Source organism: Mesorhizobium sp. P2_D6, from assembly GCF_056404315.1.
Map to the genome: position 1 here is coordinate 143,303 of NZ_JBFUEG010000011.1, position 25,393 is coordinate 168,695.

Annotated in this window: 20 protein-coding genes; 10 read left to right on the plus strand and 10 right to left on the minus strand. The window is 64.9% G+C overall.

The features are described from left to right. Nucleotide 1 precedes the first annotated feature (1 nt). The gene (locus AC1D1L_RS22750; RefSeq protein WP_477343695.1) at nt 2-907 is read left to right on the plus strand and encodes an allantoinase PuuE; all 906 of its coding nucleotides are present in this window, start codon (nt 2-4) and stop codon (nt 905-907) included. A 21-nt stretch (nt 908-928) separates the two neighbouring features. On the opposite strand, the gene AC1D1L_RS22755 is transcribed toward AC1D1L_RS22750, so the two are convergent. The 4 genes from AC1D1L_RS22755 to AC1D1L_RS22770 form a co-directional block, all read right to left on the minus strand. Beyond that, nucleotides 929-1,831, minus strand: a complete 903-nt coding sequence (locus tag AC1D1L_RS22755; RefSeq protein WP_477343696.1) for an SMP-30/gluconolactonase/LRE family protein — start codon at nt 1,829-1,831, stop codon at nt 929-931. A 57-nt stretch (nt 1,832-1,888) separates the two neighbouring features. After that, nucleotides 1,889-4,309: a GcvT family protein gene (locus AC1D1L_RS22760; RefSeq protein WP_477343697.1), complete on the minus strand. Its 2,421-nt coding sequence runs from the start codon at nt 4,307-4,309 to the stop codon at nt 1,889-1,891. Nucleotides 4,310-4,426: 117 nt separating this feature from the next. Beyond that, nucleotides 4,427-6,085 (minus strand): ABC transporter substrate-binding protein, encoded by a 1,659-nt coding sequence (locus AC1D1L_RS22765; protein ID WP_352589192.1) that lies wholly within the window; start codon nt 6,083-6,085, stop codon nt 4,427-4,429. Between the two features lie 196 nt (nt 6,086-6,281). Continuing rightward, nucleotides 6,282-7,169, minus strand: a complete 888-nt coding sequence (locus AC1D1L_RS22770; protein WP_477343698.1) for a LysR substrate-binding domain-containing protein — start codon at nt 7,167-7,169, stop codon at nt 6,282-6,284. A gap of 168 nt (nt 7,170-7,337) precedes the next feature. Here AC1D1L_RS22770 and AC1D1L_RS22775 point away from each other — a divergent pair, with 168 nt between their 5' ends. The 9 genes from AC1D1L_RS22775 to AC1D1L_RS22815 are packed head-to-tail and all read left to right on the plus strand — an operon-like array spanning nt 7,338 to nt 18,652. Then, a complete protein-coding gene (locus AC1D1L_RS22775; protein WP_477343700.1) occupies nt 7,338-8,756 on the plus strand; it encodes an MmgE/PrpD family protein in 1,419 nt (472 codons plus the stop codon). A gap of 6 nt (nt 8,757-8,762) precedes the next feature. Then, complete coding sequence (locus AC1D1L_RS22780) at nt 8,763-10,004, plus strand: FAD-dependent oxidoreductase (RefSeq protein WP_477343701.1); 1,242 nt, start codon at nt 8,763-8,765, stop codon at nt 10,002-10,004. 23 nt (nt 10,005-10,027) lie between these two features. After that, the gene (locus AC1D1L_RS22785) at nt 10,028-10,273 is read left to right on the plus strand and encodes a sarcosine oxidase subunit delta (RefSeq protein ID WP_436258681.1); all 246 of its coding nucleotides are present in this window, start codon (nt 10,028-10,030) and stop codon (nt 10,271-10,273) included. After that, complete coding sequence (locus tag AC1D1L_RS22790; RefSeq protein ID WP_477343703.1) at nt 10,270-13,116, plus strand: 2Fe-2S iron-sulfur cluster-binding protein; 2,847 nt, start codon at nt 10,270-10,272, stop codon at nt 13,114-13,116. Before AC1D1L_RS22785 ends, AC1D1L_RS22790 begins: the two co-directional genes overlap by 4 nt. Further along, on the plus strand, nt 13,117-13,698 hold the full coding sequence (locus AC1D1L_RS22795) for a hypothetical protein (protein WP_477343704.1): 582 nt from the start codon (nt 13,117-13,119) through the stop codon (nt 13,696-13,698). It begins immediately after the preceding gene. A 9-nt stretch (nt 13,699-13,707) separates the two neighbouring features. Then, nucleotides 13,708-14,616, plus strand: a complete 909-nt coding sequence (locus AC1D1L_RS22800) for a dihydrodipicolinate synthase family protein (RefSeq protein ID WP_477343705.1) — start codon at nt 13,708-13,710, stop codon at nt 14,614-14,616. Nucleotides 14,617-14,626: 10 nt separating this feature from the next. Next, entirely contained in the window at nt 14,627-15,595 is a 969-nt protein-coding gene (locus tag AC1D1L_RS22805; protein ID WP_477343706.1) for a D-2-hydroxyacid dehydrogenase, read from the plus strand. A gap of 19 nt (nt 15,596-15,614) precedes the next feature. After that, on the plus strand, nt 15,615-17,156 hold the full coding sequence (locus AC1D1L_RS22810; protein WP_477343707.1) for a trimethylamine methyltransferase family protein: 1,542 nt from the start codon (nt 15,615-15,617) through the stop codon (nt 17,154-17,156). A 5-nt stretch (nt 17,157-17,161) separates the two neighbouring features. Beyond that, a complete protein-coding gene (locus AC1D1L_RS22815) occupies nt 17,162-18,652 on the plus strand; it encodes an N-acyl-D-amino-acid deacylase family protein (protein WP_477343708.1) in 1,491 nt (496 codons plus the stop codon). Here the strand turns inward: AC1D1L_RS22815 and AC1D1L_RS22820 are convergent. The 6 genes from AC1D1L_RS22820 to hydA all read right to left on the minus strand — a co-directional run bounded on the left by AC1D1L_RS22820 (nt 18,637) and on the right by hydA (nt 25,386). Beyond that, entirely contained in the window at nt 18,637-19,296 is a 660-nt protein-coding gene (locus AC1D1L_RS22820) for a cysteine hydrolase family protein (RefSeq protein WP_477343710.1), read from the minus strand. The genes AC1D1L_RS22815 and AC1D1L_RS22820 overlap by 16 nt on opposite strands. Further along, nucleotides 19,293-20,570, minus strand: a complete 1,278-nt coding sequence (locus AC1D1L_RS22825; RefSeq protein ID WP_477343711.1) for a Zn-dependent hydrolase — start codon at nt 20,568-20,570, stop codon at nt 19,293-19,295. Before AC1D1L_RS22825 ends, AC1D1L_RS22820 begins: the two co-directional genes overlap by 4 nt. Beyond that, a complete protein-coding gene (locus tag AC1D1L_RS22830) occupies nt 20,567-21,727 on the minus strand; it encodes an NAD(P)/FAD-dependent oxidoreductase (protein ID WP_477343712.1) in 1,161 nt (386 codons plus the stop codon). Before AC1D1L_RS22830 ends, AC1D1L_RS22825 begins: the two co-directional genes overlap by 4 nt. Further along, nucleotides 21,724-22,908 carry a Coenzyme F420 hydrogenase/dehydrogenase, beta subunit C-terminal domain gene (locus AC1D1L_RS22835; RefSeq protein ID WP_477343713.1) on the minus strand — a complete coding sequence of 395 codons (1,185 nt, stop codon included), beginning with the start codon at nt 22,906-22,908 and terminating at the stop codon, nt 21,724-21,726. Before AC1D1L_RS22835 ends, AC1D1L_RS22830 begins: the two co-directional genes overlap by 4 nt. 136 nt (nt 22,909-23,044) lie before the next feature. Further along, complete coding sequence (locus AC1D1L_RS22840) at nt 23,045-23,971, minus strand: nitrilase-related carbon-nitrogen hydrolase (protein WP_477343714.1); 927 nt, start codon at nt 23,969-23,971, stop codon at nt 23,045-23,047. Further along, nucleotides 23,956-25,386, minus strand: a complete 1,431-nt coding sequence (gene hydA / locus AC1D1L_RS22845) for a dihydropyrimidinase (protein ID WP_477343715.1) — start codon at nt 25,384-25,386, stop codon at nt 23,956-23,958. Before hydA ends, AC1D1L_RS22840 begins: the two co-directional genes overlap by 16 nt. Nucleotides 25,387-25,393: the final 7 nt, after the last annotated feature.

Here is a 25,393-nt window from a genome sequence, read left to right on the forward strand (position 1 = left end):
GATGTCCTATGTCCCGGCCCGTGACTTCATCGGCTACGGCGAAAAACCGCCGGCAGCCGCGTGGCCCGGCGGCGCCAAGCTGGCGCTCAACATCGTCGTCAATTACGAGGAAGGCGCTGAGTACAGCATAGACGAGGGCGACGGTGTTTCCGAGACGATCCTGTCGGATCTGGCCGTGTCGCCGGCGGTGCCCGGCCTGCGCAACCGCAACATGGAATCGCTCTACGAATTTGGCTCGCGCGTCGGCGTCTGGCGGCTCGCCTCGCTGTTTCGGGACAAAGGCATCGTGCCGACCTTCTACGTCGTCGGGCGGGCGCTGGAACTCAACCCGGCCGCCGGCAAGGCGATCGCCGAGCTCGGCAGCGACATCGTCTGCCATGGCTGGCGCTGGATCGACTACGCGCCGCTGAGCGAGGCGGAGGAGCGCAATCACATCGCCATGACCGTCGATACAGTGCAGAGGCTTACCGGCATCCGCCCGCTCGGCTGGTACACCGGCCGGCCCAGCCTGAACACCAGGCGCCTGGTGGCCGAGCATGGCGGCTTCCTGTTCGACTGCGACGACTACAATGACGACCTGCCCTATTTCGTCGACGTCGATGGCAAGCGACATCTGGTTGTGCCGCATAGCTTCGACAACAATGACAGCCGTTTCTCACGCGGCTCCGGCCTGGAGACCGGCAGCCAGTTCTTCGACTATGTCAGCGACGGGGTGGACTGGCTGCTGGCGGAAGGACAGACGACACCGCGCATGATGACGGTGTCGCTGCACTGCCGGCTCGCCGCACGGCCCGGCCGCATGATCGGCCTCGCTCGCTTCCTCGACAAGATCAGGAACAATCCGGACATCTGGATCTGCCGCCGCTCCGACCTCGCCCAGCATTGGCTGGATCGCTTCGGCGGCTGAGCCGGCGGCAACCGCGAACGCCTATTTGTTCGGAACTTCGTAGACCTTGCCGTGCCAGGGTGCCGCGTCAATCTGGTCGAGCGCCATCACATAGAGCGCCTTCTCGTCCGGACCGAAGGCGAAGTTCGGCATGGACGGCGACGGCACCGAAAGCGTGCGAAGCAGCTTGGCATCCTTGTCGACGACGATGATCTTGCCTGGCGCCTCCAGCGAGCGCGGGCTCTGGCCGATATACATCTCTCCCGCCTTGTCCATCTTGATGCCGTCGGGCCAGATGTGCGGTTGGTTGGGGAAGAGATCGTCGAGGCGCAGGAAGACACGCCGGTTGTTCAGGCTGTGATCGGCCTGGACATCGAACTCGATGATCCTGTTGTCCTCGGTCTCGACCAGATAGAGGATCTTGCCGTCATTCGACATAACGAGGCCGTTGGCATTGTGCAGGTCGCCGGCGACCCTCTTCACGCTACCGTCCTTGCCGATGTAATAGGCCGAAGCGTCGATGAGCGGACCGCCCTTGCCCGACCCGGTGAAATAGATGCCGCCATCCTTGTCGGGCGCGAAGTCGTTCGGCCCGCTGAACGGCTTGCCGTCCGCGTCCTTGTCATAGGCCGGCAGCGTCTTGCCGTCGGCGGAGATGCGGCCGATGGAGTTGCTGTCGTAGCAGGTGACCAGGAACTCGCCGGCCGTCGTCGGCACCACCGCCGAAGGACCACAGCCATCCATCTTCCAGAAAATCTCGTTCTTCTTGCCGTCCCATACGTCCACGGTGCCGCGGCCATATTCAACGTAGAAGAGCTTGTCCTGGTACCAGATCGGACCTTCGGCGAACCAGGCGTCGTCATTGATGACCTTGATATCAGCCGCGTGCGCGGAGGATGTCAGAAGCAGGGCAAACATGGTGCTGAGCAGATGCCGTTTGATCATGCGATTCCCCTTTGTTTCAGGTCGTTGAAATCTGCTTTGTGTCGATAGAAGCGAGACCTACGCCCGCAGCCGTTTGCCTTCGGGATCGAAGGGCGGCTCGCTCAACAGCACCGCCTCATGCGGCCGACCGAGGATGGCCACCGACACCTTGTCGCCTGCCTTGGCGGAGCCGGCCATGACATAGCCGAGCGCCAGCGACTGTTCGACGAAGTAGCCATACGCCCCTGACGACACCTGTCCGATCGGTGTGCCGTCGGGCAGGAAGATCGGCTCGCCGCCGGCGGCGTCAGCATCTTTTGCGGCGATCGACAGCATGATCAGTTGATCGCGCGCCGGCTTTTCGGCGATGGCCGCGTAGGCGTCGCGGTTGAGGAAGTCGCCCTTGTCCATCTTGACCAGGCGATCGAATTTGACCTCCTGCGGCCAATATTCGGGCGAGTACTCGCGGCTCCAGCTGCCATAGCCCTTTTCGACGCGCAGCGACATCAGCGCGCGCGAGCCGACCGGTCCGGCGCCGACCTCGCTGCCAGCCTTGAGCAGCGCGCCGTAGAGTGCGACCTGGTCGGCGGCCGGGCAATAAAGCTCCCAGCCGAGATCGCCGGTGAAAGAGACGCGCAGCGCCACGACATCGACGCCGCCAACCGTGATCCGCTTGGAGCGCATGAACGGAAAGGTCTCGCTGGACAGGTCCGCATTGGTCAGCCGCTGCAGCAATTCGCGCGACTTCGGACCGGCAACGTTGAAGCCGCCCATCTCCTCCGTGCGCGAGCGAAAGCTCGTGCCTTCGGGCAACGGAACCGCCTTGAAGAACCTCTGATGGAAGCGCTCGGCCATGCCGGAACCGAAGACCATGAACTCGTCTTGGCCAAGCTTCGTCACGGTGAAGTCTCCGGCAATGCCGCCGCGCTTGCCGATCAATGGCGTCAAACAGGAGCGGCCGATTTCGGCCGGCATGCGGTTGGCGAACAGCGCGTTCAGCCAAGCCTCGGCGCCCGGCCCCTTGACCTCATATTTGGCGAAGTTCGAGACGTCGATAATCCCGGCATGCTCGCGCAGCATGCGCGCCTCGCGGCCGACCGGGCCCCACCAGTTCTGCCTGGTGAAGCCGTTGGTTTCCTCGCGCGGCTCGCCTTCGGCGGCGAACCAGAGCGGATGCTCCCAGCCGAAATTGAGACCGAAGACGGCGCCCATCTGCTTTTGCATCTCATAGGCCGGGCGGGTGCGCACGGGGCGTCCGGCGGCGCGCTCCTCATTGGGGAAATGGATCTTGAAACGGTGGCTGTACTGGTCCTGCACGCGGGCCTTGGTGAAGGCCTTGCCGGCCCAGTGACCGAAGCGCGCCATGTCCCAGGCGAACATGTCGAGCGACGGCTCGCCTTCGATCATCCACTCGGCCGCCAGCTTGCCCATGCCGCCGGATTGCGAGAAGCCGGGAATGATGCCGTTGCAGCAGAAATAGTTCTGCAGTTCCGGCACCGGGCCGAACAGCACGGCGCTGTCGGGCGACCAGATCATCGGGCCGTTGATGACGCGCTTGACGCCTGCCTTGCCGACCGCCGGAACGCGCGCAATGGCGCGCATCATATTGTCCTCGATGCGGTCGAGATCGTCGGGGAAGAGTTCGTGGCCGAAGTCGAGCGGTGTCCCGTCCTCGGCCCAGAATTTCATGTTGCGCTCATAGGCGCCGATGAGCAGGCCGAGCCCTTCCTGGCGCAGATAATATTCGCCGTCGCGATCGGCGACCGAAGGCAGCCGGCGGCCCATGGCGGCGATTTCGGGGATGGTCTCGGTGACGAAATACTGATGTTCGGTCGGGATCAGCGGCAATTGCAGGCCGGCCATTGCGGCGACCTCGCGGCCCCACAGGCCGGCGGCATTGACCACCCATTGCGTGCGGATGTCGCCCTTCGGCGTGCGCACGATCCAGCTGCCGTCGGCTTGAGCTTCCGTGGCGATGACCGGGGTGAAGCGATGGATCTCGGCGCCGCGCTGGCGCGCACCGGCGGCGTAGGCGGCGGTGACACCGGACGGGTCGACATTGCCGCCTTCGGGTTCATACATGATGCAGCGTATGCCGTCGAAATCGACCAGCGGATGCAGCCGCTCCGCCTCGTCGCGCGCGACCTCATAAAAATTCATCTTGTAGCGCCGCGCCTTGGCTTCCTGGAGCCGCAGCTGGTGCTCGCGCGCCTCGGTCTGGGCGAGATAGAGCGAGCCCGGCTGGAAGATGCCGCAGCCCTGGCCCGTCTCGGTCTCCAGTTCCTTGTAGAGCGCCATGGTGTAATGCTGCAGGCGGCTGATGTTGGTCGAGTCATGCAGGCCATGAATGTTGGCGGCGGCGTGCCAGGTCGAGCCGGATGTCAGTTCGTCGCGCTCGAGCAGCACCACATCGGACCAGCCATGCTTGGCCAAATGATAAAGGATCGAGCAGCCGATCAGGCCGCCGCCGATGACAACGGCTTGTGCATGGGTACGCATATCGAGATTTCTTCCCTTGTGTTCGGCGACTTGTCTTGTTCCAGATCAATGAATTCGCTCTCGTCGCCTTGGCGAAACTCCAGGGGGCGATCAGGCCGCCCCCTGGATGCTTACAGTTCAGGCCTTGTCGAGCCAGACCTTGTCCAGTTGCAGTTCGAATGTCTGATGCATTTTGAGGTTTTTCACATAGGTGGCGTGATGGCGGTAGAGCGAGCGCCAGAATGACTGCACCAGAACGCCAGAATCCTGCAGGATGAACTCGACATCCTTCATCAGCTCCTTGCGCTTGGCCGTATCGGGAATGGCGAGTGCTGCATTGAGCTTCTTGTCGAACTCGGGATTGGCATAGGCCGTCTCGTTCCAGGCTTCGCCGCTGCGGTAGGCTAGCGCCAGCACCTGTACGCCGAGCGGACGCATGCCCCATTCGGTGGTCGACCACGGATATTTCGTCCAGTCGTTCCAGAAGGACGTGCCGGGAATGATGGTGCGCTTCACCTTGAAGCCGGCCTCGCGCATCTGCGCGGCAACGACGTCGGCGGGGTCCTTCACATAGTCCGAATCGTAGGAGATCAACTCGAACTCGTGGTCCATCTGGCCGGCCTCGGTCATCAGCGCCTTGGCCTTGGCGAGGTCGCGCGGCACTTTCGGCAGTTCATAATATTCCGGGTGGATCGGGCAGACATGGTGGTTCTCGGCGACCTGGCCGAGGCCGCTATAGCCGAGCTTCAGCACCGTCTCGTTGTCGACCGCGAGTTGGATGGCGTTGCGCACCCGTTTGTCGTCATAGGGCTTGTTGGTGACATTGGTGCGCAGCACGATCGTTCCGGCGGTGACGACGGATTCCTTGACTAGACCCATGTCGTCATAGAGGTCCACCGTGCCGCCGACGGTCTGGTAGTTGCAGTCGATCTCGCCGGCTTCGAAGGCGCTGGCGATGGCAGGGTTGGACGCGTCCGTGCCGTAGTCGGTCCAGTCGACACCATCGAGATAGGTTTCGCCGCCAAACCAGGTGAAGTCCTTGCGGCGCCGAACCGAGGCCGAGTCGCCGACCTTGTAGGAGATGAGTTCATACGGGCCGGTGCCGGGCGTCTTGGTCATGTCGGCGCCGTTCTTGTCGAAGTCGCGATGGACGATGATGGCCGGATAGTCGGCGAAGCCGGGGATGATGGTGACATCGGACTGGCCGCATTTCAGCTTCACCGTGTGGTCGTCGACCTTGGTGATGGCGCCGGCGATCGCCTTCTTGGTGGCAGGATCGATCAGCGTGGCCATGCGGCCAGCCATCGAATTGCCTTCGGCCGCCTTGTCGCACCAGCGCTCGATGTTGAAGACGATATCGTCGGCGTTGAGCTCGTCGCCGTTAGACCACTTCACGCCCTTGCGCACATGCAGCGTGTATTCGGTGGCGTCGTCGCTGACCTCCCAGCTCTCGATGAGATGGCCCTCGAAGGTGAAGTCCTGGGTGTAGCGGATCATGTAGTCGTTGCACTGGCGCAGCACATTGGCCATCTCAGACCAGTCCCAGGTGCGCGGATCCTTCATGTCCTTGATGATCATCTGCATCTTCAGGATGCCGCCCTTCTTGCCGGGCTCCATCGTTGCAGCTTCGGCCGGCGTGGGAAGGCCGGCCATTGCATAGGCGAACGCCGTCGAGGCGCCCATTGCGCTCGCCATGGCGAGGAATTCGCGGCGGTCCATCCTGCCGCTTCGGACTTCATCTGCGTAGCTTTCGATGACCGCCGGGACGCGGTCACCGTTGCTCCTGAAAAGTGCCATTGTTGCTTCTCCGGTTTGGGCTTTCCGCCCGTTCATTCCCCATTACGCAGGGAATGTTAGAGGCGATGCAAAAATCCCGGAAGGGCTTGAGAGCTCACAAACCGCTGAAAACCGGCTCGTAAGACCTAATAAAACGATGCCATTGGCGTCTCAAATTTTTTCGCGCTCGGTCGTGCCGATGTCGGCGACCCACTCCTCAGGCGCTGTCTTCCTGCGCCCTCGCAACGATCCATTCGCGCACAGTGCGGGCGATGTTCCCCTTGGAGACATGGGTCTCGGTCAGGTAGTAATTCCAGGGGCTGGGCGGCCGAACCGGAAACGGTTCGACGAGCAGCCCGCGCCTGAGATAGGCGTGGGCAAGCGAGCGCTGGGTGGCGACGAGACCGGCGCCCATGGCGGCAAGTTCGAGCGCGATGTTGGAGGCGTTGGTCGACAGGCCCTTGTCGAAATCCTGCATGTCGACGCCAAGCGCGGTGGCAACGACCTGCCAGTATTCCTGGCGACCGTGCACGAAGATCCGGTCCACCTTGAGGATGTCCGCCGGCACCTTCACGGCGTGCTCGCCTTCGAGCAGCGAAGGCGCGCACAGCAGCACCAGCTCGTCGTTCCAGAGCGGAATGGCGGCGGGTGGGCGATCGTCGAAGCGGCGCGTCGAAATGGTGATGTCGGCGACCTGTTCGCTGAGATCTTCCCAGATCGTGCCGTGCAGCACGATCTCGATTTCGGGATGCTTCTTGCGGAAGGCGGCCATGCAGCCGGCCAGCCAGTTCTCCGCCAGGCTCATCGGACAGGAGACGACCACGGTGCGGTTGCGCGACGAGGTCACGATCGCTTCCGTCGCCTGGTCGATCTGGTCGAGCGCCTGGCGCAGGGTCGGCAGGAACGCCTCGCCCATCTCGGTCAGCTTGAGGCTGCGCGGATAGCGGATGAACAATTGCCGACCGATGTAATGTTCGAGCGAGCGGACATGCGTGCTGACCGCGGCCTGCGTGTAGCCAAGCTCCTTGGCAGCCATGGTGAAACTCAGATGCCGGGCCGAACTCTCGAACGACCTGATATAGTTCAAAGGCGGGGGTGGCTTCATCTCCGGCTCCTGCTCTGTGCCAGAATAGGTAGACCATGGAGCCGCCGGCGTTCAATTGCACGCAGGCGACATGGCATAGATATTTTTGGTCAAAGCCGCTGAACTAATTGCGTGAATGCACGATGAACCCAAATTAATGATGGCGTGACGACAGAGGGAGTGGAGCAAGTGGCTGTGTCGCCCCATCGCCGTGAAGGGCCGGACGCAAGCGCTGAGACTGCCGTGCGCCTGGCCGACTTCGTCTTACGCCGGCCGGCATCGGTTTTCCCCCAGGCGGTGCTGGACCAGGCCCGCTACCTCTTGCTCGACACGATTGGAATAGCGATTGCCGCAGGGCCGATGGAGGCCGGTCGGATCGCCAGGGATGCCGCGACCCTCCTCTACAATTCGAGTGACCCCAGGCATTCCGCCCGCATGCTTTTCGACGGCCGCCGCGTCTCCATCGCAGGTGCCGCCTATGCCTGCGCGACGCAGATCGACAATCTCGACGGCCATGATGGCTACAGCCCGACCAAGGGCCATATCGGCGTGGTGGTGGTGCCGGCGCTGGCGGCGCTGGCCGAACAGCTTCCGGAGCTCAACGGCCCCGACGCGCTGGCAGCCCTGGTCGTCGGCTACGAAGTCGCCGGGCGCGCCGGCATCGCATTGCATGCGACCGTGTCGGACTATCATACATCGGGCGCCTGGAATGCGCTCGGCGTCGCCGCCGTGGCGGCGCGCCTGCGCCGGCTGAGCGACGGGCAGTTGCGCGAGGCGCTCGGCATTGCCGAGTATCACGGCCCGCGCAGCCAGATGATGCGCGAGATCGCCACGCCGACGATGCTGCATGATGGTTCGGGCATCGGCGCGCTGACCGGCCTGTCGGCGGCGGTGCTCGCCGAACGCGGCTTCACCGGCGCGCCGGCCATCACTGTCGAGGCGCCGGAAGTCGCAGCGTATTGGCAGGATCTCGGCAGCTTCTGGCAGGCGCTGCATCAATATGTGAAGCCCTACCCGATCTGCCGCTGGGCGCATGCGGCCATCGACGCGGCGCGCGGGCTGGTGCGTTCGCATCATCTCACGCCAGCCGACATCGACCATGTCCAAGTCAACAGTTTCCATTATGCCGCGACGCTGTTCGATGGCATGCCGGACACGACGTCGAAGGCGCAGTACAGCCTGCGCTTTGCGGTTGCGAACTTCATCCTGCATGGCCGCATCGGGCTGGAGCATATTTCCGGCGCCGGCCTCGAAGATGCAGCTGTCGCCGAGATGCTGAACCGCATCAGCGTGTCGGAGCAGGAGCGCCACAGCGCCCGCTTCCCGGCAGGCCGCTGGGCCGATGTCGCCATCACCACGACCGATGGACGGGTGCTGACCTCAGGCGACGTCCACGCGCGCGGCGGACCGGAGGCGCCGCTGACATCAGGGGAGATCGAGGCCAAGTATCTGGAGTTTGCGACACCCGTGCTCGGACGGGGCCGCGCCATGGCGATCCGCGACGCTATCCTCTCGCTGACCGATCCCGACAGCCGCTTCTCCGAGCTCTCCGCCCTGCTCTACGATCCTCCCGTGATCAGCAAAGCCCTCCAGCGGCCGGCGTGGTAGACTGACATGCCGCTCGGGCTGCTGAAATACGGTCTCAGCCGGGACTATCCGGTCAGCGAGGACATCCCCGCCACGCCGGCGCTCAAGCCATCCTACGATGTCGTCATCATCGGCGGCGGCGGCCATGGCCTCTCTTGCGCGCATCATCTGGCGAAGTACCACGGCATCACCAGCGTCGCGGTGCTCGAGAAGGGCTACCTCGCCGGCGGCAACACGGCACGCAACACCACGACGATCCGCTCCAACTACATCACGCCACAAGGCATCGCCTTCTACAAGGAGGGTGTGGCGCTGTTCGAGACGCTGTCGCAGGAACTCGATTTCAACGTCATGTTCTCGCAGCGCGGCCAGCTGACGCTTGCGCATTCGGAAGCGACGCTGCGCAGCTTCCACTCACGCGCCGAAATGGGCAAGCATCTGGGCACACGCACCGAAGTGGTCGACCAGAAGGCAGTCGAAGAGTTGGTGCCGTCGCTCAACATGGACTATGGCGGGGCGCTCGAAATCCTCGGCGGGCTGTGGCATGCCGATGGCGGCACCGCGCGGCATGATGCGGTCGCCTGGGGTTATGCCGCGCAGGCGTCGCGGCGCGGTGTCGAGATCCACCAGCGCACCGAGGTGCAAGGTTTTGAGGTCACCGGGGACCGGGTCCAGGCGGTGAAGACCAACCGTGGCCGCATCGCCTGCGGCCAGGTGCTGATCGCCACCGGCGGAATGAATTACGATGTGGCGCTGATGGCCGGCGTCGAACTGCCGATCCGCTGCTATCCGCTGCAGGCGATGGTGACGCAGCCGTTGAAGCCATGGCTCAACACGCTGGTCTCCTCCGTCTCGCTGCACACCTATCTCGTGCAGTCGTCGCGCGGCGAGGTGGTGATCGGCGGCGGCTCCGATCCCTACCAGCTCTACTCGACACGCTCGACGCTCGACATGAAGGAGCATCTGGCCGAAGGCGCGGTGCATCTCTTCCCGTTCCTGCAAGGTGTGAGATTGCTCAGGCAATGGGCCGGGATTACCGACATGACGCCGGATTACAGCCCGATCATGGGCGCCAGCCCGCTCGACAATCTGTGGCTCGATTGCGGCTGGGGCACATGGGGCTTCAAGGCAACGCCGGTCGCCGGCAAGCGCATGGCCGAGACCATCGCCAGCGGCCGCGTGCCGGATATCCTGAAGCCGTTCGCGCTGGAGCGGTTCGAGACCTTCCAGTTGCTCAACGAAATGGGCGCCACGGCTGCGAGCCACTGACGATGAAGATCATGACCTGCCCGATGAACGGCCCGCGCAACATCGACGAGTTCCAGTCTTTTGGGCCGGTGCGCGACGAGTTGGATCCTGAACGGACCGCCGACGCGGACTGGTCGCGGCATCTGTTCCGCGCCGAGAACCGCAAGGGCGTTGTGGTCGAGTGGTGGCGGCATGTGCCGAGCAACTATTTTTTTCTCGCCGAACGCGATCTGGTCAGCAACGAGATCATCCGTACCTTCGATGCCTCGCAGCGCAGCGGCCAGTCATGAATCGCCTGGCCGCCCCTTTCGGTACAAGGATCGACCGGGCGCGCCCGCTGCGTTTCAGCTTCGAGGGCAAGAGTTTCGATGCCTATGCCGGCGACTGCATCGCCAGCGCGCTCGCTGCGTCAGGGCAATGGATGCTGTCGCGCTCGTTCAAATACCACCGCCCGCGCGGCGTCTTCAGCATGAACGGCGCCGAGGCGAACACGCTGGTGCAGCTGCCTTCGGAGCCCAACGTCGCAGCTGACCGCACACCGGTCAGCGAAGACCTGCAGGTCCGCGCGCAGAACGTCAACGGCTCGCTGGCGCATGACCGTGACGCCATCATCGACAGATTTGGGCGCTTCCTGCCGGTCGGTTTCTACTACCGCACCTTCATGGGACCGCGCCGCGACAGCTGGCTGAAATTCTGGGAGCCGATCATCCGCCGCAAGGCGGGGCTCGGCATCGTCGACACCAAGGCCGCGCAACGGCATTTCCACAAGTCGCATCTGCACTGCGACGTACTGGTGGTCGGCGCCGGTCCGGCCGGCCTGAACGCGGCGATCGCTGCTGCCGAAGCGGGTGCCGATGTCGTGCTCTGCGACGAGAATCCGGAGATCGGCGGATCGCTGACTTACGGCCGCTACGACCCGGCAATGCTTGCGGACCTGACGGCGCGTGGCGAGGCGCTGCCCAATCTGCGGATTATGACCGGCACGCTCTGCAATGGCTGGTACGAGGACAATTGGCTGCCGCTGATCCAGGGCGACCGGCTCTATCGCATACGCGCCCGCGAGGTGATCCTTGCCACTGGCGCGATCGGGCAGCCTGCAATCTTTCGCAACAATGATCTGCCGGGGATCATGCTCGGCAGCGCCGCACAGCGGCTGATCCGCCACTATGGTGTGCGCCCCGGGCAAAAGGCCGTGGTGCTGACCGGCAATGACGAGGGTTATGCCGTCGCGCTCGATCTGGTCGAGGCCGGCGTCTCGGTCATGCTGGTCGCCGATCCACGATCCGGCGGCGTGCCGGGTCCGCTCGAAGCCGAACTGCACGGCAAGGGCGTGGCGATCCAGAAGGCAGTGACGGTTGAAACCGCCGAAGGCAGAAGCGGACACCTTGCCCGCGTTCGCGTGGGCGGACGATGGGTCGAATGTGACCTGCTGACGATCGCCGTTGGCGAGGTGCCGGCATGGCAACTGCCTTGCCAGGCGGGCGCCAAGGTCGGGTACGATGACGTCAGCGGATCGATGACGCTCACGCTGGCGCAAGGGTCGGTGCAGCTTGCCGGCTCGGTCGCCGGAGACCATGGCCTCGAAGGCGCTGTTGCCGACGGCCGTCGTGCGGCTGCAATGTCACTGCAGCGGCTTGGCCATGCGGTTGCACAAGACGCAGTCCTCGGCAAACCATCCTGTCCGGTCCATGTGCAGCCGATCCTGGCCGATGCGAAGGGCCGCGACTTCGTCGATTTCGATGAAGATTTGCAGGTCAAGGATCTGCACAACGCCATCAAGGATGGCTATCGCGAGATCGAGCTGGTCAAGCGCTTCACCACGGTCGGCATGGGGCCGAGCCAGGGCCGCCATTCGGCGCTGGCGACGGCGCGGATCGTCGCCGAAGCGACCGACCGGACGGTGGCCGAAGTCGGCATCACGACGGCGCGCCCACCGGTCGGCCCGGAGACGCTCGGCGTGCTTGCCGGCCATCACGAGGTGCTGGAACGGCGCACCGCACTGCACGCCAGGCATCTGGCGCTCAACGCCGCGATGAAGCCGGTCGGCGCCTGGTGGCGCCCGTACTTTTATGGCGATACCGGCGGCGCGCAAAAGGCGATCCGCGACGAGATCATGGCGGTGCGCGAAGGCGTCGGCCTGCTCGACGTCTCGACGCTCGGCAAGCTGGAGCTGCGCGGGCCGGATGCCGGCGAATTCCTCGACCGGCTCTACACCATGGCGCATGCCAACCAGCCGGTCGGGCGCGTGCGCTATTGCCTGATGCTCAACGAAATGGGCTCAGTGATCGATGACGGCGTCGCCTACCGCATGGCCGACGACCGCTTCTATGTCACGGCCACGACAGGCGCCGTCGCGCGCGTCTACGCCGACATGCTGTTCTGGAACGCGCAGTGGCGGCTCAAGGTCGATGTGCTCAACCTGACCGGCGCCTTCTCCGGCCTCAACGCCACCGGCCCGAAGGCACGCTCGGTGCTTGAAGCCTTGTCAGGCGATATCGATTTCAGCCGCGAGGCCTTCCCCTATCTCAGCGGCCGCGAAGGCGTCGTCGCCGGCGTGCCGGTGCGCGTCATGCGGATCGGCTTCACCGGCGAACTCAGCTTCGAATTGCATTGCCCGTCCAGCCTCGCGCCGGCGCTGTGGGACGCGGTGATGGAGGCCGGCAAGCCGCATGGCCTCACGCCTTACGGGCTGGAAGCTTCGCGTATCCTGCGGCTGGAGAAAGGCCATATCCTGATCGGCCAGGACACGGATGCGATCACCACGCCAGACGAACTCGGCTTCGGCTGGGCGGTGTCGAAGAAGAAGCCGTTCTTCGTCGGCAAGCGTTCCATCGAAATGCGCGCCAGGCTTGGCCAGGCGCGCAAGCTGGTTGGTTTGCAATTTCCCGCCGGCGCCAAAGACATACCCGGCGAGAGCTGCCTGGTGCTGCGCGGCAACGATCCCGTCGGCCAGATCACCTCGATCGGCTTTTCGCCGACGCTCGGCTGTTCCATCGCGCTGGCTTATGTCCATGTCGACGATGCCGTGGAAGGAAGCCGCGTGACGGTGAAGTGCCGCGACGACGTGCTGGTCGAGGTGCCGGTTGTCGGCCATGCCTTCTTCGACCCGACCAATGCGCGGCAGGAGATGTAGATGGCGGGCCTCGACGCAATGCCCATCTTTCCCTTCGAGCCTGGTGGCGCGGCGCATGGTGCGGCACTGCCTTCCGGCGCCGTCGCTCTGACCGATCTCACGGCCAGCCCGCGTTTCGGCCTGAAGGGCGGTGGCAGCGCTGCCTGGCTCGCCGCGCATGGTGTTGTCTTGCCCGCGATCAATCGCATCGGCAGCCATCGCGGCATGCGCGTGCTCCGCCTCGGCAATGAGGATATTCTGCTGCTTGGCGAAGATGCCGGTGAGCCGCTGGCCGAACTGCGGGGCGTCTGGGAAAGCGACAACGGACCGAAAGGCTATTCATCCTGGCGCGAGGAAGGCTGGGCGTGGATGCGGCTTTCCGGTCCCGCAATCGCCGAAGCGATGAGCCAGCTCTGCGCACTCGATCTGCGCCCCGACAGATTCAGCGCCGAGGACATCGCGCAGACGCGTGTCGGCCATATCGAGGCGGTTACCTTCCGCGCGCCGGCCGGTTTCGATGTACTGTTCGACGTCACCGCGTCGGCGTATTTCGCCCGGACCGTCTCGGCGGTGGCCAGGCACTGCACGCAACATCAGGCATAGAGGATATAAATGACCCGCCCGCAAGGAACCATCGCCCCGATCCTGACGCCGTTCGAGAACGATGGCCGCATCGCCCGCGACCTCTGGATCTCGCACGCCAAATGGGTGCTGGACCAAGGCGCGCATTTCCTGTCGCCGTTCGGCACCACGGGCGAGGCGCTGTCACTCTCCCTCAGTGAGCGCATACAGGCGCTGGAATGGCTGGTCGAGGCCGGCATTTCGCCTACCCGGATGATGCCCGGCACCGGTGTCACCGCACTGCCCGAAACCATTGAACTGTCCAAGCATGCGGTCGGGCTCGGCTGCGCCGGCGTGATGGTGCTGCCTTCGTTCTTCTACACCGCTGCCGGCGACAACGGCCAGGCGCGCTATTACAGCGAGCTGATCGAGCGGGTGGCCAACCCGGCGCTGAAGATGATCCTCTACCACATCCCGCAGAACTCCGGCGTCCCGGTCAGTCCGGCCTTGACCGCCCGGCTGAGCGCGGCGTTTCCGGAGACCGTCGTCGCCTACAAGGACAGCGCCGGCGACTGGAACAACACGGCGGCGGTGATTGCCGCGGCACCTGCGGTCGCGGTGTTCCCTAGCTCCGAGGCGCAGCTGACCAAGGGCCTCGCCAATGGTGCTGCAGGCTGTATCTCGGCGACGGTCAACCTCAACGCCGCGGCCATCCGCGCGCTCTACGACGCGACGATCGCGGGCAAGGACGTAACCGCGACGGATGCCGCGATCAAGGCGTTCCGCAAGGTGATCCAGGATGCCGGCCTGATCCCGGCGATGAAGGCGGTGCTGGCGGTTCGCTCCGGCGACAAGCGCTGGCTGAACCTGCGCTCGCCGCATGAGAATGCGACGCTGGAACACGGCAAGACGCTGCTCACGGCGCTTGGTCCCGCAGCCGACCATATTGGCCGCGGCTGAGGCGCAAGACATGTCAGCTCACCCCACCGTCATCCTGCACACCGACCGGCCGGCGGCAGCGATGGCGGTGCTCGGCGAGACGCATCCGGATCTCACCGTCCACGCCTGCGATACCTATGCTGCCCTGCCCGGCCTGATCGAGCAGATTGCCGCGGAGGTGGTCTATACCGTTCGCTTCGACGGGACGCCGCGCTTTCCCCGCCAGGCGCTTGTCGAAAGCGCGACCGTGAAGTGGGTATCGGTCGGTGGGTCCGGCACGGATCATCTCGGGCGCTGGGATCCGGCGCGCGTCACGGTGACCAATTCGGCCGGCGTCGCCGCCGGCATGCTGGCGGAATATGCGCTGGGCGCCATGCTGTCCTTCTCGCTCGACCTGCGCGGTTTCGAGCGCCGCCAGCAGGCACGCCAGTGGGGCGGTGGCCGTGTCGAGCCGATCGAAGGCAAGACGGTCCTTGTCATCGGCCTCGGCAAGACCGGTACGGCCGTTGCTATGCGCGCCAAGGCGATGGGCATGGAAACGCTCGGCATCCGCGCCCGGCCAAAGCCGATGCCCAGTCTTGACGAGGTGCACGACCCGGATGCTCTGCTTGCTCTGCTCGGCCGCGCCGACTTCATCGTCTGCTGCGTGCCGCTGCTGGCCAGCACGCGCGGATTGCTCGGCAGAGCGGCCTTCGCGGCGATGAAACCTTCAGCCGTGCTCATCGATATTTCGCGCGGTGGCGTGACCAACGAGGCAGCGTTGCTCGAAGCCCTCGACGGCAAGCGGATCAAGGGCGCGGCGCTGGACGTGTTCAGCACAGAACCGCTGCCGGCGGACCATCCTTTGTGGGGCTACGACAATGTCGCCATCACGCCACATTGTGCGGCGGTCTATGAGGGCTGGGATATCAAATCGGTGCGGATGTTCGCCGACAATCTCAAGCGCTACCGCTGCGGCCGGACGCTGGAAAACACAGTCAATCCGGAGCGCGGCTACTGAGGCCGGGAGAACGAAACAAATGACGCAGGACAGGCGCGGCGGGGGTCGCAGATCGAGGATCGGACGCAGCGGCGGCGGCATCGCGCAGCTGCCCTGGCAGCATGTCGAGAACCCCTATCCGCCGATGCAGTTGCTGGACGAGGATCGGATGCAGCGTCTGCACGACACGTCGATGCGCATCCTGTCGGAGCTCGGCATCCGCGTGATGAGCGAAAAGGTGATGGATCTGTTTGCTGCGGCAGGCGCCATTGTCGACCGCGAGGAAAAGACCATCAGGATCGACGAGAGCCTGGTTACCGAAGCGCTACGGGCGGTGCCGTCGTCCTTCAGGCTGACCAGCCGCAACCCGCAAAAGCAGGTCCACCTCGGCGGCAACTCGCTGGTGTTCGGCCTGGTCGCCGGTCCGCCCAATGTGCATGACCGCATCAATGGCCGCCGCCAGGGCAATCTCACCGACTATCAGAACTTCATCCGGCTGGCGCACCACTTCAACGCCATCCACATCATCGGCAACCAGGTGGTGGCGCCGATGGAATTGCCGGCCAATGCGCGCCATCTCGACACCTACTACGCCAATCTGACGCTGAGCGACCTCTCCTTCCACTGCACGGCGATCGGCCGCGCCCGGGCGATGGACGGCATCAACATGATGGCGATTGCGCGCGGCATGAGCGTCGAGGAGATGCGGGCCTCGCCGGGCGTGACGACGATCATCTCGATCAACTCGCCGCGCCTGTTCGACGACGCCATGGCCGAAGGCCTGATCGCGATGGCCGAGCACGGCCAGCCGGTGACTGTCACCCCCTTCACGCTGATGGGCGCGATGACGCCGGTGACATTGGCGGCGGCGCTTTGCCAGCAAAACGCCGAAGCGCTGTTCGGCGTGGTGCTGACGCAGCTGGTCAATCCCGGCACGCCGGTGATGTACGGCGCCTTCACCTCCAATGTCGACATGAAGTCGGGCGCGCCGGCCTTCGGCACGCCGGAGAACGCCAAGGCCAACATCATCGCCGGGCAGCTGGCGCGGCGCTATAACCTGCCTTACCGCACCTCGAACGCAAACGCTTCGAACGTCGTCGATCTGCAGGCCGCCTATGAGACCGAGATGGCGACGTGGGGCGCGGTACTCGGCGGCGCCAATCTAATCTACCACGCGGCGGGCTGGCTCGAAGGCGGACTGACGGCGTCCTATGAAAAGCTCGTGCTGGATGTCGAGATCCTGCAGAACATGATGGAGTTCCTGCGGCCGCTGCCGTTCCAGGAGGACGATCTCGGTTTCGAGGCGATCAAGTCGGTGCCGGCCGGAGGTCACTTCTTCGGCGCCGAACATACGATGTCGCGCTACACCACCGCCTTCTACCAGCCGATGCTGTCCAACTGGCAAAACCATGGCGCCTGGGAGGAAGCCGGCGGCAAGGATGCGCTGGAGCGCGCCACCGAACTCTGGCAGCAGGCACTGCATGATTACGAGGAGCCAGTGATGGATCCCGCGATCCGCGAGGAGCTCGACGCCTATGTCGCGCGCCGGCGTGAAGAAATCGCCGCCAATCCGGACGGCTGACAGCAATGCCATACGATCTCGTCATCCGCCATGGGACGCTGATTTCGGGCGACGGTTCCGATCGCTTCGAGGCCGACGTCGCCATCGACGGCGACAGGATCGCCGCCATCGGCGACCTGGGCGACGCACGTGGTGCACAAGAGATCGACGCTTCGGGCAAGATCGTCGCGCCGGGCTTCATCGACGTGCACACCCATGACGATGGCGCGTTGCTTGCGCCCGATGGCATGGTGCCGAAGATCAGCCAGGGCGTGACGACGGTGATCGCCGGCAATTGCGGCATCAGCCTTGCGCCTTTGCTGCTGGATCGCGCCCCGCCGCCGCCCTTCACGCTGGTCGGCGGCCAGGAGAATTTTCGCTTCGACCGTTTTGCCGATTATATCGCCGAACTGAAGAAGCGCGGCATCGCCACGAACGCGGCCTTGCTCGTCGGCCACACCACATTGCGTCAGCGCTGCATGCCGGTGACGGACCGCCCGGCCAACGAGGCGGAGGCGGCGCTAATGCAGGAGGCGGTCGCTGAGGCGATGGCCGAGGGCGCGTTCGGCCTCAGCACCGGGCTCGACTACCCGCCAGCAGTCAACTCTTCGACTGAAGAGGTCAAGGCGCTTGCGTCGACGGCGGCAAGCCTCGGCGGGCCGTACGTCACCCATACGCGTAACTATTTCGAGACAATGGATGAGGCGATCGAGGAAGCCATCGACATTGCCGGCCATGCCGGCGGCAAGCTGTTCATCTCACATCACCAATGCACGGGCCGTGCCAATTTTGGCAAGAGCGGTCCTTCGCTGAAGCGCATCGACCAGGCGCGCGAGACCATGGACATCGGCATGGATGTCTACCCCTATGCCGCGAGTTCGACGGTGCTTCGGCTGGAGCGGTGCGACACCGGGCTGAAGATCCTCATCACCTGGTCCACGCCGCACCCCGAAATGGCGCGGCGCGAGATCGCCGACATTGCGCGCGAATGGAACTGCACCGAACGTGAGGCCGGCGAGCGGCTGCTGCCGGCGGGCGCAGTCTATTTCCAGCTCGACGAGACGGATGTCCGAAACATCATCGCCCATCCGCGCACCATGATCGGCTCGGACGGTCTGCCACACGACATCCACCCACATCCGCGCCTGTGGGGGACATTTCCGCGCGTGCTCGGCCACTATGCCAGGGATGTCGGCCTGTTCAGCCTGGAAGAGGCGGTGTTCCGGATGACGGGGCTGCCCGCGCGTGAATTCGGCATCGCTCAGCGCGGCACGCTTGCGGTCGGCAATTTCGCCGACCTGACGATCTTCGATTCCGCGACGATCATCGACACCGCGACCTTCGAAGAGCCGCGCCAGCCTGCTGCCGGCATCGAACATGTCTTCGTCAACGGTGTGTCGGTGTGGAGCAGCGGCAAGGCGACCGGAGCGCTGCCGGGTGTGGTGCTCAAGCCCGCTGCCTCAAAGACGATCGTCAGAAGCGCGTGCGGCTGCGGCGCGGATCACAGCGCTTCGTAGAGGCTGTCGACCGTCTCCAGCGTGTAGACAAACTGCACCGGCCTTGTGCAGCGCCAGCCATCAAAACTCTGACCGGCGAGCGCCCTCAGCGCCTCGGGCATGCGCAATATGCCGCCGCCATAGAGGCGGTTGGCCATGTCGAGCATGCCGGTGCGGTGCATGGCCTCGCTCATGCTGCCGCAGGCGTCCTTGACCACCCAGACCCGAAACCCCTGATAGACCGCGTCGAACACGCTCTCGGTGACACAGCTGTCGGTGAGCACGCCGGCGACAACAAGGTTTTCGATCTTGAGATCAGCAAGCCGCTGCGAAAGATCGGTGCGGCGAAAGGCGCTCGGCCAGTGCTTGTGGATGACAATGTCGCCAGGCAGCGCCGCGACTTCGGCGCAGATGTCGGCGCCTTCGCTGCCGGCCACGGCGGAGCGGAACTCCTCGGTCAGGATCTCCTCCTGCCTGGCATAGCCGGCGCGCTCTTCCGGCTTCACCCAGGCCTGCGCATGGATGACCGAAATGCCGGCAGCGCGGGCGGCGGCGATCAGACGGGCGGCGTTGGCGAGCACGGCGTCGTATCCAACGACCGGCCAGGCGGCGCTGGGCCGGTATTCGTTCTGCAGGTCGATGACGAGTAAGGCGGCGTGGTTCATGGCTGATCCTTGTCGAAATCGGTGACGAAGCGCAGGAGCAGACGGATCGCCTGATCGAGATCGGCGATCTCCATCGCCTCATGCGGGTTGTGGCTGCCGTTCTCATTGCGCACGAAGAGCATGGCGGTCGGAATATTTGCGCCGGCAAAAGTGGCGGCGTCGTGCCCTGCCCCGCTCGGCACATGCGGCGCCGGCATCTGTAGCGCGTTGGCGGCGCGGTCCAGCCTTGCGATCAAAGCTTGCGACATGGTCGCCGGCTCCCAAGTGAAGCGTGACCCGGCTTCGAACGTGACGCCGCGCTTCGTGCCCACCTCCGCAAAGAGCGCGTGCAACCTTGCTTCAATCCGCTCAAGAACAACGGCCTCGGCGCTGCGCACATCGAGGGTGAAACCGAGCTCGCCGAGCACGCGACTGCCGCCATGTTGCGAGGGGTCGGACTGCACGCGGCCGAAGGTGATGGTGGCTTCGTGTCTCTCGCGCTCGAGCGCGTCCCATTCCGCTTCGAGGCCGGCGACCAGATCGGTGAAACCGAGCACGCTGTCATTCCGGGCAAAGCGCGGCTCGGCGCCGGAATGGGCGTAAGCGCCAAGGCACTTGGCATCGACATAGCGGAAACCGCCGGCAATGCCGGTGACAATGCCGACTGGCACGCCAGCGGCGACCAGGCGCGGTCCCTGTTCGATGTGCACTTCGACGAAAGCGGCGATGCGGGAGGCGTCGATACCCGGCATGCCACGCCGCACGGCATCGGGGTCAAAGCCTTCCTCGCGCATGTGATCGGCCAGGCTGCGGCCACTGTCCGACCGCTTCGCGTCCTGCGCTGCAGGATCGAGCAGTCCGAGCGCGGCCCGACTGCCGGGATAGGACAGCGGAAACCACACGGCCTCCTCGGCGCGCGTCACCAGCACGATGAGATCGCGCGGCAATTGTATGCCTTGCCCGACCACCTCGGCCATCACCGCCAGGCCCGCCACGACACCGGCGGCGCCGTCGAAATTGCCGCCATGCGGCACGCTGTCGAGATGGGAGCCTGTAACGATTGCCGGCAGGTTGGGATCGCGACCTCTGAGGGTCAAATAGAGATTGCCGGCGGCATCGACGCGCGCGACCGCGCCGAGTTTTTCCGCTTCCTCGCGCATGAGATCATGGGCGAAACGTTCGCCGGAACCGTAGGCGATGCGCGTGATGCCCGGCGCATCGGCGGTGGCTTGCGCCAGTGTCTCCAGCAGGCGCCCGGCCAGAACGCCACCGGCCGTCAGTCCGGCATCGCTCATGAAGCAACCCGCGCGGATTGAGACACGCGCAGCCGGTGTGGAGTGAGATCGTCGAGCGACACCCCCTGCCGCGCGACATCATCCGGCATGCCGGTACCGGCGATCAGGCTGGCGCAGACGCGCGACAGTGCCGGCGAGGTCTTGATGCCGTAGCCGCCCTGTCCGACCAGCCAGACGAAATCCGGCACTTCGTCATCGGGGCCGACAACGGGCGAACCGTCGGTGACGAAGGTGCGGAGGCCGGCCCAGGAGCGCGACACGCGCTGCACCTCGATGGTGGTGGCCCTTTCGAGACGCTCGGCGCCGATGGCGACGTCGATGTCCTCGGCATAGGCATCCATCGGCGGCGACAGCGTCGCATCGGCCGGCGAGACGAAGAGTTGCCCGGCATCCGGCTTGAAGTAGAACTCGGCGCCGACATCGTGGACCAGCGGCCAGTCCGATATGTCGACGCCCGCAGGTGCGGGGATGTTGAAGGCGGTGCGGCGCTTCGGCTGCAGGCCGACGGGGCGGACGCCGGCCATGACGGCAATCTCATCGCCCCAGGCGCCGGCGGCATTGACGATGCGCAGCGCAAGAAAGGTTCCGGCCGGGGTGTCGACCCGCCACTGGCCGCCTTGCCGGTCGATCACGTTGACGCCAGCGTTGGTGACGATCCTGGCGCCTCGTGCACGGGCGCCGCGCAGAAAACCCTGGTGCAGGCCGTTGACGTCGATGTCCATCGAATGCGGTTCGATATAGGCGCCGGCGAGATAGTCGGCGCGCAGCACCGGCACGCGCTGGATCGCCTCGGCGGGCGTCATGGCGACGATGGACGGAACCAGCGCTTGAGCCGCCTCCAGATCTTGCGCCAGGAGCTCAAGCTGGTCGGCGCGGGCGACGGTAATCATGCCGCGCTTGCTCAGCAGCGGATAGTCGGAAAAGCCGGCCGGCGGTTCGGTCAGGAACGAGCGGCTGGCAAGCACGATGCGGCGGATGACGCCGTTTCCGTAGTTTTCGGTAAAGCTTGCCGCCGAGCGGCCGGTGGTGTGGTAGCCGCAATGGCTCTCGCGCTCGAGCAGCACCACCTTGGCCGACCGGCTGATCTCGAAAGCAGCGCCGGCGCCAGCCATGCCGCCGCCAATGACGATCACGTCCGTTTCTTCAGCGGCACTCATGGACATCCATCCTTCACTATCACGACTTCGCCGCGCGGCACCGGTCGCGGTTCGCCCAGCCTCCCGCGTTTGGCGCGGTCGCGGGCGCCGCGGCCTTCGACGAGATTGTCGGCCAGAGCGTTTTGCCGGGCGCAATCTTCCAGGGCAAGATCGGTGACCACAGGTATCGGCTTGCCGGCAATCGCGATGCCTTTCAGCCGCGCCCAGACCGCGCGACGCTTGCGCGTCTGATGCGACTGCAGTTCACCGAGTTCGGCAAAGCTGCTCTCGCGCTTGATAGCCAATGCGCCGGCTGCCACCGCCGCGTCGAACAGTTCGAGGCCACGCCTGGTGCGCACGATTATGCCGTTGAGGGCTTCGTCATCGACCGCCGGCCCACCATTCAGCCAGGCATCGGACGCGACGATGTCAGCGACCTGGCCGATGGCGTCGGGGCAGATCTTGCAGCGCGGCTGGATCATCCATTTGTCCTCGTCCTCCCATAGCTGCCGGTAGGTGAGCTGGAAGGCGCGGCCGTCCTTGGTTTCGATCCGGTTCAGGCCGGGATTGCCGTAGCCCCGGTAACGGAACAGCGCGAGCTCTTCCTCGGCGAGGCCGAAGCGCTGCAGCACCTGTTCCGATTTCGACAGGTCGGATGCGCCGCCGCAGACGAAAGCGAGCGCATAGCTCATGTATTTGTCGACGCGCGGATCGTGCCGAGCCAGATTGCGAACGGCGGTGACATCGCAAGGCTTGGCGATCAGCGCGAAGGGTTCGCCGCGAGCGAGTATCTCGCTGAAATTCTCAAGCGGCGCGACCGGCCCGTAGCGCGAGCCGGCGCCTTCGAGAACCGACGCGGCATCGAAGCTCAGCCGCCGCTCGCTGCGCATCGGGGTGGTCCGCGATGCGGAGACGTGCAGGACGAAGTTGACGCGGCCGGACGTCAGCAGGAACTGGCCAAGCGCCGTCAGCACGCCGCCGCTCGATGCCTGGAACCGCACCGCCGGGTCTCCGGCATAGCCGAGGCTGACCCGCTCGGCAGGCCCCCATACCGTGTCTGTCAGCGCGGCTGTAGCTGTTTGCGACGGCGGCGGGCCTGCGATCCGCGTTCCCGGGCAGACGGCGTTGATCCGTGTCAGGGTCGAATGGTTCAGCGCCACGCGGGCGACCGGCCGCAGGCGCCCCTCTGGCGTCATGATCATCTCGATTTCTTGCGGACCAGCGAGCGACCGGCAGAGCCCGCAACCGATGCAAAGTCCGTTCTCTACGATCTCGGCCAGCGATAGCGGAATGGCCGGCGGCGCCGCGATGCACGCGGCGGATCGGTCGCGGCCCAAGTCAGACATGCGAACCGACGGGCTCGCTGATCTGACGATACTGATCCGGGCGGCGATAGAGCGCGAAGTCGAAATTCACCTTCCGGCAGGTGGCGATGAGGTCAAGATCGGCGCGGTGGACGATGACTTCGTCGCCGAGCGAAATCGCCTGCGCTGCTATCTCGCCAGTGGGCGCGATGATGCAGGATCCGCCGATCAGCGCCTGGCCATCTTCCAAGCCGGCCTTGGCGGCGGCGGCGACCCACAGCGTGTTCTGGTAGGCGCCGGCCTGCATCGGCAGATGGTTGTGGAACATTCTGAGATGCGCCAGCGCCGGCGCCTCATCGAGCAACAGCGGGGTGTTGTAGCCGAGCACCGCCACTTCCGCGCCGTTGAGGCAGAGCATGCGGTAAGTCTCCGGCCAGCGGCGGTCGTTGCAGATCGCCATGCCGACGCGCACGCCGCGATAATCGAAGACCGGAAAGCCGAGATTGCCCGGCTCGAAATAGCGCCGCTCCAGATGCGTGGTCGTGCCTTCTTCCGGCTCGGCCGAGCCCGGCACATGCATCTTGCGGTAGCGGCCGATGAATCGCCCGTCCGGGCCGACCAGATCCATGGTGTTGAAATGGTGTGTGCGGCCGTCTTCCCTAGTGATTTCGCAATAGCCGACCGCGAAGCCGATCTTGAGGCGGGCTGCCGCATCGTAGAGCCGCTGGGTCTCCGGACCGGGCATCGCGCTCTCAAAAAAGGCGTCGATCTCGGCCTGATCGTCGATGCGCCAGCGCGGAAAGAAGGTGGTCAGCGCCATCTCGGGAAAGACGGCAATCTCAGCTCCGACGGCGGCAGATTGCTCCAGCAGATGGATGAGGCGACCGACAGTCTCGGCGCGCGTTGCGCTGCGCTGGATCGGCCCGGTCTGGCAGACAGCTATGGTTAGGCATCGAGCCATGGCGTCATCTCCTCGACAGGTTTTCCCGAGCCGGCCGGATCGGCGGCGGTGCGCTTCACGAATTTTCCGAAACCCGGCTGTGCCCTCAGCACGCCATCGGCGATCACCGGCACGCCGCGCACAAGAACAGTGGTCGGCTTGCCGGTCACGCTCCTGCCCTCGTAAGGCGTGAAGTCGACGCGCGAATGCAAAGCGGCGTGGCCGAGCGTCCAGGTGGCTATGGGATCCCACAGCACTAGGTCGGCATCGAGACCGACCGCTATACGGCCTTTACGATCGGCGAAGCCGTAGAAGGCGGCGGCATTGCGCGAGGTGAGATCGAGATAGCGGTCGAGCATCAGCCGGCCGGTCAGCAGCCCCTCGGAGAACAGCAGCGGCAGACGGGTTTCGATGCCGGGAATGCCGCTCAGCGTGGTGGTGAAATCAGGCGTTTCCGCTTTGCCGATCTTGTCGGCGAAGTAATAGGGCGAATGGTCGGACGACCAGAGATCGATGCCGCCGTCGACCAGCGCCTGCCACAGATGCTGATGGCTGCGCGGCGAACGCGGCGGCGGCGAAAAGACGAAGCGCGCGGCATCGACTGCCGGGCGGTCAAGGTCGGCGGCACTGACAAACAGATATTGCGGGCAAGTCTCGGCGATGGCGTCGACGCCACGCAATCGCGCCCGCGCCACCTCTTCAGCCGACTGCCAGGACGAGACATGCACGATGGTCATGCGCGCGCCGGTCATTTCGGCGAAGGCGAGCGCGCGGTGCGTCGCCTCGCGCTCCATAGTCTCGCTGTGCGCGACGACATGGTAGCGTATGTCGGTGCGGCCGAGGTCGATCAGCCGCTGGCGTGTGCGCCGGATCGCGGCGTCGTTTTCGGCATGGACCATGACGATCCAGCCAAGCGTATGCGCCGTGTCGAGCACCTTGAAGAACAGATCGTCGCCGACGGCAAAGCCCTGATAGGTCATGAACAGCTTGACCGAGGCAATGCCGCGGCTGGCAAGCGCGGCGAGTTGCTGCTCGACATCGGCGCCGGTGCCCATCGTCACGACGGCATGCAGCCCGTAGTCGATCACCGCACGGCCCGCGGCGCGATCGAGCGCGCGATCAATGGCGCCGATCGTCGACATATCAGGACCCGGCATGCCGAACGGGACGATGCAGGTGGTGCCGCCAAAAGCAGCCGAAATGGTGCCGGATTCGAAATCGTCGGCATTGCCCGCCCCGCCCCAGACCGGCTGGTCGAGATGGCAATGGGCGTCGATGCCGCCAGGCATGACCCAGCGATTGCTTGCGTCGATCAGCGTCTCGCCGGACAGGCCGTTGCCGATGGCTGAGATGCGGCCGACATCGATGCCGATGTCGCACTCAGCCCAACCGGCGTCGAGCGCTACGCGTCCGCCTGTGATGACCATCTTATGCATTGCGTTT

Bases quoted from the DNA above. Each gene is read 5' to 3' on its own strand.
- AC1D1L_RS22750 (WP_477343695.1), top strand. From the start codon at position 2: ATGTCCTATGTCCCGGCCCGTGACTTCATCGGCTACGGCGAAAAACCG.
- AC1D1L_RS22755 (WP_477343696.1), bottom strand. From the start codon at position 1,831: ATGATCAAACGGCATCTGCTCAGCACCATGTTTGCCCTGCTTCTGACA.
- AC1D1L_RS22760 (WP_477343697.1), bottom strand. From the start codon at position 4,309: ATGCGTACCCATGCACAAGCCGTTGTCATCGGCGGCGGCCTGATCGGC.
- AC1D1L_RS22765 (WP_352589192.1), bottom strand. From the start codon at position 6,085: ATGGCACTTTTCAGGAGCAACGGTGACCGCGTCCCGGCGGTCATCGAA.
- AC1D1L_RS22770 (WP_477343698.1), bottom strand. From the start codon at position 7,169: ATGAAGCCACCCCCGCCTTTGAACTATATCAGGTCGTTCGAGAGTTCG.
- AC1D1L_RS22780 (WP_477343701.1), top strand. From the start codon at position 8,763: ATGCCGCTCGGGCTGCTGAAATACGGTCTCAGCCGGGACTATCCGGTC.
- AC1D1L_RS22785 (WP_436258681.1), top strand. From the start codon at position 10,028: ATGAACGGCCCGCGCAACATCGACGAGTTCCAGTCTTTTGGGCCGGTG.
- AC1D1L_RS22790 (WP_477343703.1), top strand. From the start codon at position 10,270: ATGAATCGCCTGGCCGCCCCTTTCGGTACAAGGATCGACCGGGCGCGC.
- AC1D1L_RS22795 (WP_477343704.1), top strand. From the start codon at position 13,117: ATGGCGGGCCTCGACGCAATGCCCATCTTTCCCTTCGAGCCTGGTGGC.
- AC1D1L_RS22800 (WP_477343705.1), top strand. From the start codon at position 13,708: ATGACCCGCCCGCAAGGAACCATCGCCCCGATCCTGACGCCGTTCGAG.
- AC1D1L_RS22805 (WP_477343706.1), top strand. From the start codon at position 14,627: ATGTCAGCTCACCCCACCGTCATCCTGCACACCGACCGGCCGGCGGCA.
- AC1D1L_RS22810 (WP_477343707.1), top strand. From the start codon at position 15,615: ATGACGCAGGACAGGCGCGGCGGGGGTCGCAGATCGAGGATCGGACGC.
- AC1D1L_RS22815 (WP_477343708.1), top strand. From the start codon at position 17,162: ATGCCATACGATCTCGTCATCCGCCATGGGACGCTGATTTCGGGCGAC.
- AC1D1L_RS22820 (WP_477343710.1), bottom strand. From the start codon at position 19,296: ATGAACCACGCCGCCTTACTCGTCATCGACCTGCAGAACGAATACCGG.
- AC1D1L_RS22825 (WP_477343711.1), bottom strand. From the start codon at position 20,570: ATGAGCGATGCCGGACTGACGGCCGGTGGCGTTCTGGCCGGGCGCCTG.
- AC1D1L_RS22830 (WP_477343712.1), bottom strand. From the start codon at position 21,727: ATGAGTGCCGCTGAAGAAACGGACGTGATCGTCATTGGCGGCGGCATG.
- AC1D1L_RS22835 (WP_477343713.1), bottom strand. From the start codon at position 22,908: ATGATCATGACGCCAGAGGGGCGCCTGCGGCCGGTCGCCCGCGTGGCG.
- AC1D1L_RS22840 (WP_477343714.1), bottom strand. From the start codon at position 23,971: ATGGCTCGATGCCTAACCATAGCTGTCTGCCAGACCGGGCCGATCCAG.
- hydA (WP_477343715.1), bottom strand. From the start codon at position 25,386: ATGCATAAGATGGTCATCACAGGCGGACGCGTAGCGCTCGACGCCGGT.